Below are 12,983 nucleotides of genomic sequence, written 5' to 3'. Positions count from 1 at the left end.
TGCAAACCAGCGCTAGGTTGTGGGTGCTTTTTTCTGTCCTTAGCTTCAATTACAGCAATCGGATAATTAGGCTTATATAAGAGTAAGTAATCAACCTTTTTACCATTACTACGTTTAGCCACATCGTCTACAACATTGATCTGGCCATCCGTATAGTAATATTCCATCAAAGAATCTTTTTTCTTCCAACCTGCTGTTTCAAAAACAGCAGGAGAAATATATCTGTTCTTGATATCCTCCTCTGTTAAATTCATTTTTTCAGGATCCATATTATTCACCTCATTTAGTCAGGATTTGACTCATCAAAAATCACTTTTAGTTCTATTATCGTAGAAAAAGCGCTACAACTCAATATTCATGCTACTGAAAAAGCCCTTAGTTTGGAGTGAAACCTAAGAGCTTTATTATTAATTATGTTTATCAGGATCTGGTGCCATCAAGACATTAAATATAAAAACTATTAATTTAATAAAATCCGTTTTCTTATATCGTCTAGGATCATATCTACCATGTTCAATTGAATTCCTTCCAAAAGCTGTTTTTTCCAGTCCTTTTTTGAAATTAGTTTTATCCCACCATCTTGTTAAGACTCCAAACATTGACATAAGATCTATTTCAGTAAGAGATCCATTTTCATCAGCATACTTTTTTCTAGCTGCCTTTATATTGTTTTTTTCTATATAACCATTAGTTGACAATATACCAAACTTATAACAGCAAACGTATTCGGCAATTGAAAACAGTGTATTCATAAACAGATCATAATTATCAAAATTCTTTCTTATCATCTTTCTAATTTTTATTAATAAAAGTCTATATCCCTCATTTAAATTTTGATCTTCAAATCCTTCAATTACTAAATTAAATACTCTATAAAACCTTTGATAATTATTTTCAGTATAAAAGGTTTCAATATATTCTAAGATTTCATCTTCAGATTTATTATAATTATTTTTCAAAATATCATTATAAAAGAACTCTGATGTAGCCCATCCATGACGCATAAGCAATTTAGCTACTTTCATGTTTTCACTATGCTTACCAAATGTTTTCTCAGCTAAATTTTGAAATACGCTAGTCGCTTTAACTATTTGAGAATAATTATTCTCTAACGAAGTTCCAAATTTGAAAGGCTTAACTGTAGCTCTATATCTATTTGCTGTAGTTTCAATGCGTTTTAAATACTTTTCTCTAGCTGACTGTAAAGCTGACTTATTAATACCATTTAAATAAAATATTGACTTTTCTTGTGGAACTTTTATGACAGGTTTATCCATTTTTATATATGGTTTTATAGCCCTGGATATATTTGCACTTATTGAATTAGGTCTTTTGTTACTTTCTATTTTCTTTCTTTTTTCATTTTCTGATGATGTGTTATTATTTTTCTTGTTCATATTTTTAATTTTACCTCATCTCCAATGACCAAAAAGCCCTTAGTTTTTACAACTAAGAGCTTTTTTATAATCTCACAACCTCCACTTACGTGAAGAAAATGCATTTTTTTGCTCGAGATCTATATGAATTCCAAGGATCACCTTCACACACGTGGAGAAAAATTTTATCATCGATCCTGCCGGTCATGACCGAATGTTCGTATTAATTATACTCAAATTTTCCAAACTAAAAAGCCCCAACCGGGACTTTCTTCACACATCTAATCTCTCAAAGCACGATTGCCAATATCATGGCGGTAGAAGCAATCTGGCAGATCAAGCTTACTCAAATAAGAATACACATTATCCTGCGCCTGGACTAGATTGTCGGCTTCCGAAATTACCATGAACAGACGGCCACCATCACCTATCAGATTATCCAAATTACCTTTCACGTTGGCATAATCGATATAAGTATTAGTGCCGTGAGGCAACTTGCCGATCTTCACATTAGGTGCCGGATGCGTTGGATAGCCTTTGCTGCAAACAACCACGCCTAAGATAGAGCTATCGTTTTCTTCAATTTCAGGCAGCTTTTCATGATTTACCGCTGCATCGATCACTTCTGCAAAATCATTTTTAATTCGAGGTAAGACAACTTGAGTTTCAGGGTCACCCAAGCGAACGTTATATTCAATGACCTTTGGACCATTCTCCGTCATCATTAAACCGATGTACAAAATACCGCAATAATGGTAGTTTCCTTGAACCAATCCATTCATCGTTGGCTTCACGATCTCGTCGATCATTCTTTGACGATCTTCTTTTTTCAGTTGCGGCAAAGGAGAATATGATCCCATACCGCCGGTATTTGGACCCTTGTCGCCATCGCCAACTCGCTTATGGTCTTGCGCCATTGGCAAAATGGTGAACTGATCTTCAGAAACAACCACAAACATTGAATATTCCGGACCAACTAGACATTCTTCAAGGACCACAGCAGTTTGGCCACCAGCAAACATTTCTCTGATCGTTTCTTCAGCGACGTCTTGGTTCTGAGCAATGGTTACACCTTTACCACCAGCTAAACCATCTTCTTTGATCACCACTGGATAATCGAAGTTCTTCAAACCTGCAATACAAGTTTCAGCACTGGCATAAGTTTCATAGCGAGCCGTTGGAATATTGTATTTGCTCATGAAGCGCAATGCATAATCTTTTGAACCTTCTAGTTGTGCTGCTCTTTGGTTAGGACCAAAAATCTTTTGCCCAGCTTCATTAAACTTGTCAGTAATGCCAGCACAAAGGACATTTTCTGGACCAACAAATGTCCAATCGACCTTTTTATTTTTAGCGAATTCTAACAAGCCATCAAGATCAGTTTCTTCAATTGGCACGGTCTCGACACCGATCGTCTGCATCCCCACATTGCCCGGCGCACAATACACAGTCTTCACATGTGGGCTCTCCTTCAGCTTTTTCGCCACGGCAAACTCGCGTCCACCCGAACCAACAACCAATAAAACTAAATCATCTTTCATCGTTTTCACCAATTAGTGTCTAAAGTGACGGTAACCTGTAAATACCATTGCAACGCCGTACTTGTCTGCCATCTCGATTGAGTCTTTGTCGCGAATGGAGCCACCAGGTTGAACGATCGCCTTAATGCCATGCTTTGCCGCATATTCCACACAATCATTGAATGGGAAGAAGGCATCTGATGCAAGGACTGCGCGGTCATCAATGGCATCCCCAGCATGTTTAATCGCAATTTTAGCGGAATCAATTCTGTTAGGTTGACCTGCGCCTACGCCAAGAGTTCTTTCATCGTTTGCAACCACAATCGCATTAGACTTGGTATGTTTTACTGCCTTTAAGGCAAACATCATGGTCTTGAGTTGGGCTGCAGTAGGCTCAGCCTTAGTTACAACCTTCCAGTCATCGGTGTTTTCAATCAAAGTATCTTGTTCTTGTTGCAAAATACCGCCCATAACTGAAACGACTTCTGGACGAGTCTTCTCATTTTCCTTACTAAAGTCTAATTCAAGCAATCTGACATTCTTTTTCTTTTCCAAAACTGCAAGTGCATCGTCGTCAAAGCCCGGTGCAATGATGATTTCCAAGAAAATCTTGTGCATCTTTTCAGCAGTAGCTAAATCGACTTTTCTGTTCAAAGCGATAACCCCACCGAAGATTGAAACTGAATCGGCTTCATATGCACGGTCCCATGCTTCTTCAAGCGTATCGCCGCGGCCGATACCACATGGGTTCATGTGCTTCATTGCCACAACAGTTGGTTCATCTTGGAATTCACGAATGCAGCGGAGTGCTTCATCAGCATCCTTGATGTTGTTGTAAGAAAGCTTCTTGCCATGCAATTGATGTGCTTGCAAAATCGAGAAACTCTTTGGAATCGCATCTTCGTAAAGCCACGCCTTTTGGTGTGAATTTTCACCATAGCGCATCTTTTCCTTCAGATCATAAGTCAAAGTCAGTTTTTCGGGATCTTCAAGACCAACTTGCTTAGTTAAGTAATTGGCAATAATTGCATCATAAGCGGCAGTTGCTCTAAACACCTTAGCTGCTAGTTTTGCTCTTGTTTCAAGCGTGGTGTTACCATTTTCCGCAATTTCTTTTAAAACTAAATCATAGTCAGCTTTATCGGTTACGACAGTGACATCTTGATAGTTCTTCGAAGCTGCGCGCAATAAACTTGGACCACCAATATCAATGTTTTCGATTGCTTCTTCTCTAGTAACATCCGGCTTTTCAATCGTTTGTTTAAATGGATAAAGGTTAACGCAAACTAAATCGATTGGCTTGATGTTCAATTTCTCTAAAGTTGCCATATGTTCCGGATCGTTTCTTTTAGCAAGAAGTCCGCCATGAATATATGGGTTCAAAGTCTTCACACGGCCGTCCAAAATCTCAGGGAAATTAGTAACTTCTTCAACGCTGATTGTCTTGATACCAGCTTCATCTAAAGTCTTCTTGGTACCACCGGTAGAAACAATTTCATAGCCATTTTCGGTTAAGCCTTTGGCAAAATCTACCAAGTTGGTCTTATCACTAACGCTGATTAATGCACGTTTCATTTTTAGTTTTCTTCCTTTTCCATTCTTTGACTTAATACTTTTCTTAACGTAGCTGGGAATAATTTGTGTTCTGTCTCATGGACCCTTGCTTCGAGCGTATCAACCGTATCATCTGGATAAATTGGTACTGCCTGTTGAGCAATGATTGGTCCGTGATCTAAATGGGCATCAATAAAGTGGACTGTGACGCCAGTTTCTTTTATCTTGCCTTTTTTATAATCATCAAAAGCTCTTTCGATTGAATTAAGGCCCGGATATTTAGGCAGTAGTGCCGGATGCAAGTTGATGATTGAATTTGGATATTCGTTTAAAATCGTGGGACCAACCACTCTGAGATACCCTGACAAAACAATGAAATCAATTTGATAATCTTGCAAAACTTTTAGCAGACGCTTTTCATAGGCATCTTTGCCACCGCATTCTTTAACGGAAAAAGTTTCGTATGGCACGCCTAATCTTTCAGCTCTCTTAATTACCGGAGCATTCGGATGATTGCAAAACATTAAAGCTTCAATTCCAGGAATCTCGCCAGCTTGAAACTGTTTAGTTAAAGCTTCAAAGTTGGTTCCATTCCCAGAAGCTAAAATAGCAACTCTCATTTTTCTCCTCTATTTGATTACGATCTTTTCTTCCCCTTCGGGGCGTGCAACTAATTGACCAATTTCGTAGAATTTTTCATTCTCGCGATTTAGTTGTTCTTTGACTGCAGCAATGGTTTCTACTGGAACGGCTAAAACTAAACCAACGCCCATATTGAAAGTGTTGTAGCAATCTCGTTCATCTAAATCGCCTAGTTTTTTCAGATAATCAAAAATTGGTAAAACAGGCCACGAACCTTTATTGACCACTGCTTGCAAGTCATTGCCATAAATTCGAGGTAGGTTTTCGATAAAGCCGCCACCAGTAATATGGGCAATGCCGTGAACTAAATGCTTTTTTACTAGTGGCAAAACTGCTTTGACATAGATTCTGGTTGGCGTAAGGAGTGTTTCGCCTACGGTTTTGCCCGCTAATTCTGCTGGTTTGTCGCTTAATGAAACGTCGTGATCTTTGAACAAAATTTTTCTAATTAAACTGAAGCCGTTTGAATGAACGCCACTTGATGGCAAGGCAATTAAATGATCGCCTGCTTTGGCTAAAGAACTAGATAATATGTCCTCTTTTTCAGCGATCCCTGTTGAAAAACCAGCCAAATCGTATTCATGCGGTTCATACATGTCAGGCATTTCGGCAGTTTCACCACCAATTAAGGCAGATTCACTTTGCTTGCATCCCTCAGCCACGCCTTTAACCACATCAGCTAGTTTTTCAGGATCGTTATGTCCGCATGCAATGTAATCTAAGAAAAATAAAGGTTCAGCGCCTTGGGCTAAGACATCGTTAACACACATAGCCACGCAGTCGATACCGACTGTGTCGTTTTTATGCATCTTTTGCGCGATCATCAACTTAGTACCAACGCCATCGGTGCCTGAAACAAGGACTGGATGCTTATAATTTAATTCTTCTAAGTCGAACATCCCGCCAAAACTGCCGATGCCGCCCATCACGCCTTTACGCTTGGTTGCAGCTACCATCGGCTTAATTCGATTGACTAAATCGTAACCAGCAGTGACGTCAACACCTGCTTCTTTATAACGATTCATTTTATAAATCCTTTCTTTGTCGCCGTTCTTGAGCATTGAGAGAAGCTAAATAGCCAGCTTCGTAGTCATCCAATTTTGTTGGATATTTGCCATTAAAGTAAGCAACTGTCAGACCCGATGAGTCTCCTCGATCAGGCACATCGATTGCTTTGATCAGGCTATCAACGCTTAAAAAGCCAAGGCTATCAGCACCGATAATTTTCCGCATCTCTTCTACTGAATAATGAGCTGCCATTAATTCGGCTCTAGTTGAAATATCAATGCCGTAAAAACATGGAAATCTAAATGGAGGACTAGCGATTCTAAGGTGTACTTCTTTAGCACCAGCTTCTTTTAACATTTTGACAATTTGCTTAGAGGTGGTGCCTCTTACGATCGAATCATCAATAACAGCGATCTTTTTACCGGCAACGACACCACGAACAGCTGACAGTTTTAACTTAACACTCTTTTCACGCAAGGCTTGAGTTGGCTGAATGAAGGTTCTGGCAACGTATTGGTTTTTAACCAGACCCATTTCATAAGGCAACCCCAATTCTTCGGCGTAACCAGAGGCAGCTGACAAAGATGAGTTTGGTACGCCAATTACCATGTCGACATCGGCTGGAGCCTCACGAGCTAGCAGCCGCCCCATTCTTTTTCTAGCATTATGAACAGTCACACCATGTATGATTGAATCAGGACGAGCAAAATAGATGTATTCCATTGAGCAGATTGCTAAATGCGTATTTTTAGTAAAATGATCAATTTTCATCCCATCTCGATCAATGATGATTAATTCACCAGGCTGCACATCACGAACGAACTTGGCACCGATGATGTCAAGTGAACAAGTTTCGCTAGAAACAACGTAGGCGCCATTGTCCAATTTACCAATACATAAGGGACGAATCCCATTAGGATCAAGTGCCGCAATCATGCGATCTTTTTGCAAAAGCAGGAAGGCAAAACCACCGTGAACTTCATTCAGGCTTTGCTTTAAAGCTGAAATAAAGCCATCTTTGATATGATTACGAATCAAGTGAATCAAGATTTCGGTATCAGATGAGGATTGAAAAATCGCGCCTTGTTTTTCGAGCTTGTTTCGTAAAGACACGGCATTAACTAAATTGCCGTTGTGGGCTAAAGCAACATCACCGTCTAGAAAATGAAAGAGAAATGGTTGTACGTTTTGAATCGAATTACGACCCGTTGTACTGTAGCGAACGTGACCAATGGCACTGTCGCCGACCAATTTTTTTAAATCATTCGGATCAGCAAAAGCATCGGATAAAAGGCCACGATCGCGGTGTTGATACAAATGTTCACCATCGCTTGAGACGATGCCGGCCCCTTCTTGTCCGCGGTGTTGCAAGTTATGCAAACCCAGATATGTTAATTGACTGGCATCAGGTGCACCAAAGACGCCGAAGACGCCACATTCCTCATTTAGGCTTTTGATTTCATTAAACAAGGGATGCACTCCTTCCAAATCTTTTGCAATTCAGCTACATCTTCATTTACTTGATCGTTGGTCAGCGAAATGTTCAATTGCTGATCAGCAGTAACTTGACCAATTTCACTAACAGAATCGCCCATTTCTTGTTCAAATTTTGCCGCATTTGCAGGATCAACTGAAACGATCAAGCGACCTGGAGTCTCACTGAAAAGCAGATTTTTATCAAAATCAAGCTTTACCTTTGCACCAAAGTCTGTATCAAAAAGTGTTTCAGCTAAGGAAACGCCTAAGCCGCCTTCGCTTAGATCGTGGGCACTTTTGACTAAGCCGTTAGCCATTAATGCTTGCAATTTGTAAAGATATTGCTTTATCTCTGGCAAGTTTGGCGCATGTGGCAATCCGCTAATTTCACCAGTGATCATCTTTTGCAATTCTGAGCCAGCAAAATCATCATCTGTCTTACCCACTAGATAAATCTTGTCGCCTGCTTTTTGCATGTGCATTGGAATGACGTGATCATAATCCTTGATTAAACCAACCATCCCAATCATTGGTGATGGATAAATTGCCTTGCCATTATTTTCGTTATAAAGAGAGACATTTCCTGAAACAACCGGTGTTTCTAAGATTTCACATGCATCGGCAATCCCTTGACAAGATTGATGCAATTCCCAGAAAATTTCTGGATCATTAGGGTCACCATAGTTAAGACAGTCAGTAATTGCTAAAGGTTGGGCACCACTAGCTACGATATTTGTTGCACTTTCAAGGACAGTTCTTTGACCACCAACTTTTGGATCAAGATAGACAAAGCGTCCATTAGTATCAGTAGTCATCGCAATTGCCTTCTTAGTATGGCGCACTCGCAAGACGCCGCTATCTGAACCAGGACCTACAATCGTGTCCGTTCGAACCTGTGAATCATATTGTTGCGTTACAAATTGATCGTTAGCAATGGTTGGCTGGTTCAAAAGATCTTTTAAAGTTTGACCGGCACTTTCAATATTTGGTTGCCAATTTTCACTTTGCTCAGCATCAATGATTCTTTGTGGTTTCTTTTCTGCGCTTTTTTCTTCAAGGACTTTTTCAGTTAAAGTTACCACTGGAATATCACATACCACTTGATCATCGTGATGAAGCACGTATCTACCATCATCAGTAATGCGACCAATAGTTACAGCGTCAAGATTAAATTCATCGAAGATCTTTTTAACGTCCTCTTCATGGCCCTTCTTTACACAAAGGAGCATTCTTTCTTGCGATTCACTAAGCATAATCTCGTAAGCAGACATGTTAGGTTCACGTTGAGGTACCAAGTTAAGGTTAAGATCCATCCCGGATTTGCCTTCAGTAGCCATTTCAGCACTTGAAGAAACAATTCCGGCTGCACCCATGTCTTGGATACCAACAAGCCATTCACGGTGATGCAAAATCAATTCCAAGCAAGCTTCCATCAAAAGCTTTTCCATAAATGGATCACCGACTTGAACGGCTGAACGTTGGGTCGCATGTTCTTCAGAGAAGTCAGCTGAAGCAAAAGTAGCACCGTGGATACCGTCACGACCGGTTTTAGCACCAACGTACATTACGGCATTGCCAACACCGGTGGCATCCCCGTGTTCCATATCCTTGATATCCATAATGCCGACATTCATCGCATTTAATAAAATGTTGCCGTTGTAACAAGGATCAAATGTAGTTTCGCCACCTAAGTTAGGAATTCCCATGCAATTGCCGTAGTCGCCGACGCCTTTGATGGTTTCTTCCATCTTGTAGCGCATTGTTGGATTATCTTTTAATTCACCAAAGTGCAAAGAATCAAGGATTGCAACGGGGCGAGCGCCCATACTGAAAACGTCTCTTAAAATACCGCCAACACCAGTGGCTGCACCTTGGTAAGGTTCAACTGTAGTTGGGTGGTTGTGACTTTCAGCCTTAAATACAACTGCTTGACCATCATCAATATCAACTACACCAGCACCTTCACCTGGACCTTGAACAACGCGCTTGCCCTTGGTTGGGAAAAGCTTCAAAACTGGCTTAGATTTTTTGTAAGAACAGTGTTCACTCCACATTGCGGAGAACAAGCCGATTTCTGTGTAGTTGGGCAAGCGATGAAGCAAATGATCGCAAATATAGTCATATTCACGTTCTGATAAACTCCAATCAAGGTAAGGTTTCTTTTCTTTGATTTCTTCTGGTGTCATCGCTTGTTTCATGCTTGAACTCCTGCTTTCAAAAGTGACTTAAATAAAGGCAATCCATCTGTTCCGCCGAGAATTTCTTCAACGGCTCTTTCAGGGTGAGGCATCATGCCCAAGACATTGCCTTCTTTGTTACAGATACCAGCAATATCATGAAGACTACCGTTAGGATTTTCACCATGATATCTAAAGACAACTTGATGATTATTTTCTAATTCTTCAAGCACATCTTCGTCTGCGTAATAGCTGCCTTCACCGTGAGCAATTGGAATACGGATAAGTTCCTTGTCTTTATATTCGGTGGTAAATGGCGTATGTGTATTTTCAACTTCTAGCGTTACGGTTTTGCACACGAATTGAAGACTATCGTTTTTCTTAAGTGCTCCAGGTAGAAGTCCCATTTCTGTTAAAATTTGGAAACCATTGCAGACACCTAATACTAACTTTCCTTCATCTGCCATCTTTTTAACTGCTGGGATGATATTTGAAAAACGAGCGATTGCACCAGTTCTTAAGTAGTCGCCGTAAGAAAAGCCACCTGGTAAAACAACTGCGTCAAAGCCATCTAGGCTTTTTTCTTTGTAAGAAACGTATTCGACATCTGCTTTGCAAACAGTGTGAAAGGCTTCGTACATGTCGATATCACAATTAGAGCCTGGAAAAACTACTACTGCAATTTTCATGCATTTTCCTCCAAAACTTTAATCTTGTAAGTTTCCATGTTGAAGTTAACCAATAACGCTTCAGCGATATCCTTCACATCAGCCTTAACTTTATCTAAGTCATCTTCATCAACAGTTACATCGAAGAACTTACCAACAACGATTTTTTTGACTTCGTCATGACCAAGAGAATTAACTGAATCGGTGATTGCAGCTCCTTGTGGATCAAAAACTGAAGGTTTGTAGGTTACGTAAATACGGACAGTAGTCATTTAGATCTCCTTAAGTGCTTCTTGAATGCGGGCTAAGTCTTGTTCATAAACAGTGGTTAAATCGCCGATGTCTCTACGGTAGACATCTTTATCCATATGCTTCTTGGTCTTTTTATCCCAAAGACGGCAGTTATCTGGTGAAAATTCATCTGCAAGGATGATATTTCCATCTGCATCTTTACCAAATTCAAGCTTAAAGTCGACTAATTCCATTCCAGCTTTATCAAAAAGTGGAATCAAAAGCTTGTTAACTTGACGAGACAATTCCCAGATTTTCTTTTGTTCTTCTGCAGTTGCAACGTGCAATGCGATTGCATCTGATTCGTTCATAATTGGGTCATCAAGTTCATCACTCTTGTAGAATAATTCTTCAACTGGCGTATCGAATTTTTCACCTTCGCCCAAGCCATAACGACTTGAGAAATGGCCAGCTGCAATATTTCTAGTAACAACTTCAAGTGGGAACATGTCGCACTTTTTAACTAATTCTTCAGTGTCTGAGATTTTCTTGATGAAATGAGTTGGAACTCCGTTTTTGGACAAGTATTCAAAAATCAAAGTTGAAATTTCGTTGTTTAAATAGGCTTTGTTCTTAAAGTCATCCTTCTTCTCGCCGTTACCGGCAGTTGCCTGGTCTGTATAAACCACACGTAAAACTTCTGGGTCATCTGTAGACCACATTTCCTTAACTTTACCGGTATACAACAACTTTGCCATTTTATTTTTCTCCTTGGTAAAAACACGAATATTATTGAAGAGTGAATACTGATTTGTTCACTTTTATGTTAACAATATTATCAACTGTTGCTTATAATGTCAATATATTATAAAGCACTAAAAATACTATCATGAAGTATTGTTCGTGTTTTAGTGAAAATGATAAATAAAAAACAGAGCTTTAATAGCTCTGCTTAAACAAGATTAATACGCGTGGTGCTAGTTAAATCGTTCTAGGCAATATGCCATATTATAAGCCAAAATGGCTATTTCTAGCCGCTGCTGAAAACCAGCTAAGCTCCTTGCCCAGTTATTTTCAGCGTTATAGTAGCTAAGCAAAGAAAAGTCGCTCTCAATTGTCCTTCTAATTGGCATCAGTTGATGATCGTTATGCTTTTTAGCGCCTTTCATGTTTCTTCGATATGGTGTCCAAAGCACATAGCCGTCATCACTTACTATCGCGTGAACCTTGAAGCCGTAATAATAGATTTTCTTAGTGGCTTTATAGCCGATATCAGCTATGCCACGAAAGATCTTGACGCGATAGTTGCGGATGGGCTGACAAACTGGAACTGGGAAGCTGTCAATAATTAAGAATTCTCCAGCTATCTTTACTTCTTGATTCCAGGCCTGACGGATACAGCGCATTAAAGGCAAAAGCATTCGTGCCCGACGATTAAAACGAGAATGAGACAAACCGACAAAGAATTTACAAAATCTTCTTTGGGATTCGATCCCAATTTCAGTTTGCCAAATAAGCATCGCTAAGATGGAACTGTCTGAGAGCTTAACCTGATCAATATTTTTACGGTATTTCAGCTCATCAGGAGCACAAAGCTTGTACAAAGAACGACAAATTACATTTAGCCGAGCAAAGCTAACTTGTAAATGGTGAGAAAAACGATTAAGCTTGAGGTAGTTCAATTAGATCAGACTCTTTTCTATTTAATTTAAGTTACAACTTGAGTCTAATCCGATTGGACTTTTTTATTAACTAAAACAACTTAACTAGCACCACGCGTGTTCATTATAATTTTTTAAATCAAAAGCATTTGATTCATACAGAAAAAGACCATATCTTAATTAAATATCAAGACATAGTCTTTATAAATACACGATTTATAGATTATTAGTAGTTGAATTCATACAACATTTGTTTGTAAAAACAAGTGAAGAAATTTAGTTTTCAGCTACATACCTACCAGCAAGCATTCCAAAAGTTTGAGCGTGACTTGCTGTTAAACCAGGGACACGATCCGGATATGATCCCCAGAAGAACCCTCCAGAGCAATTTCCTGCGGCATATAAGCCAGGTATAATTTGGCCTTGCTTATTTAAAACTTGCATCTTTGTATTTACCCTTAAACCATCAAGAGTTGCAAGTAACCGTCCACTTAGCCAAGCTCCATAATATGGCCCATTATTAACTGGATATAAACGATATTGTTCCTTACCAAAATCACTGTCATTTCCATCTTGGCAAATTTGATTATATCTTGTAATACTCTTCTTCAAGTTGTCAACAGGTAAATGCAATTGCTTAGCCAAATCATCTATGGTATTAGCTTTTTTA

Annotated in this window: 12 protein-coding genes and 1 pseudogene; all 13 read right to left on the bottom strand. The window is 39.4% G+C overall.

The window, feature by feature from the left end; all coding sequences use genetic code 11:
- Positions 1-269 (bottom strand): annotated as a pseudogene (locus WS44_RS07360) (restriction endonuclease subunit R); the annotation flags it as partial.
- A 138-nt stretch (positions 270-407) separates the two neighbouring features.
- Positions 408-1,397, bottom strand: a complete 990-nt coding sequence (locus WS44_RS07355; protein ID WP_046433880.1) for a hypothetical protein — start codon at positions 1,395-1,397, stop codon at positions 408-410.
- A gap of 260 nt (positions 1,398-1,657) precedes the next feature.
- Positions 1,658-2,917 (bottom strand): phosphoribosylamine--glycine ligase, encoded by a 1,260-nt coding sequence (gene purD, locus WS44_RS07350; RefSeq protein ID WP_022087247.1) that lies wholly within the window; start codon positions 2,915-2,917, stop codon positions 1,658-1,660.
- A 12-nt stretch (positions 2,918-2,929) separates the two neighbouring features.
- Positions 2,930-4,471, bottom strand: coding sequence for a bifunctional phosphoribosylaminoimidazolecarboxamide formyltransferase/IMP cyclohydrolase (gene purH / locus WS44_RS07345; RefSeq protein WP_014566078.1), 1,542 nt, complete (start codon positions 4,469-4,471; stop codon positions 2,930-2,932).
- A 2-nt stretch (positions 4,472-4,473) separates the two neighbouring features.
- A complete protein-coding gene (gene purN, locus WS44_RS07340) occupies positions 4,474-5,070 on the bottom strand; it encodes a phosphoribosylglycinamide formyltransferase (RefSeq protein ID WP_013438441.1) in 597 nt (198 codons plus the stop codon).
- Between the two features lie 9 nt (positions 5,071-5,079).
- Positions 5,080-6,117 carry a phosphoribosylformylglycinamidine cyclo-ligase gene (gene purM, locus WS44_RS07335; protein ID WP_046433879.1) on the bottom strand — a complete coding sequence of 346 codons (1,038 nt, stop codon included), beginning with the start codon at positions 6,115-6,117 and terminating at the stop codon, positions 5,080-5,082.
- A 1-nt stretch (position 6,118) separates the two neighbouring features.
- A complete protein-coding gene (gene purF / locus WS44_RS07330; RefSeq protein WP_013438443.1) occupies positions 6,119-7,570 on the bottom strand; it encodes an amidophosphoribosyltransferase in 1,452 nt (483 codons plus the stop codon).
- On the bottom strand, positions 7,546-9,774 hold the full coding sequence (gene purL / locus WS44_RS07325; RefSeq protein ID WP_046433877.1) for a phosphoribosylformylglycinamidine synthase subunit PurL: 2,229 nt from the start codon (positions 9,772-9,774) through the stop codon (positions 7,546-7,548). Before purL ends, purF begins: the two co-directional genes overlap by 25 nt.
- The gene (gene purQ, locus WS44_RS07320) at positions 9,771-10,442 is read right to left on the bottom strand and encodes a phosphoribosylformylglycinamidine synthase subunit PurQ (protein WP_013438445.1); all 672 of its coding nucleotides are present in this window, start codon (positions 10,440-10,442) and stop codon (positions 9,771-9,773) included. Before purQ ends, purL begins: the two co-directional genes overlap by 4 nt.
- On the bottom strand, positions 10,439-10,693 hold the full coding sequence (gene purS / locus WS44_RS07315) for a phosphoribosylformylglycinamidine synthase subunit PurS (protein WP_013438446.1): 255 nt from the start codon (positions 10,691-10,693) through the stop codon (positions 10,439-10,441). The genes purQ and purS overlap by 4 nt, the downstream gene beginning before the upstream one ends.
- A complete protein-coding gene (gene purC, locus WS44_RS07310) occupies positions 10,694-11,410 on the bottom strand; it encodes a phosphoribosylaminoimidazolesuccinocarboxamide synthase (RefSeq protein ID WP_013438447.1) in 717 nt (238 codons plus the stop codon).
- A gap of 219 nt (positions 11,411-11,629) precedes the next feature.
- A complete protein-coding gene (locus WS44_RS07305) occupies positions 11,630-12,334 on the bottom strand; it encodes a transposase (RefSeq protein WP_046433874.1) in 705 nt (234 codons plus the stop codon).
- Positions 12,335-12,589: 255 nt separating this feature from the next.
- On the bottom strand, positions 12,590-12,983 hold a 394-nt coding region (locus WS44_RS07300), incomplete at its 5' end, for an FAD-binding protein (protein WP_046433873.1).

This window comes from Lactobacillus sp. N54.MGS-719 (genome assembly GCF_000980505.1).
GTDB lineage: Bacteria > Bacillota > Bacilli > Lactobacillales > Lactobacillaceae > Lactobacillus > Lactobacillus amylovorus.
Note: the sequence above shows the minus strand (reverse complement) of the source record. Positions and strands in the feature narration are given on the sequence as shown.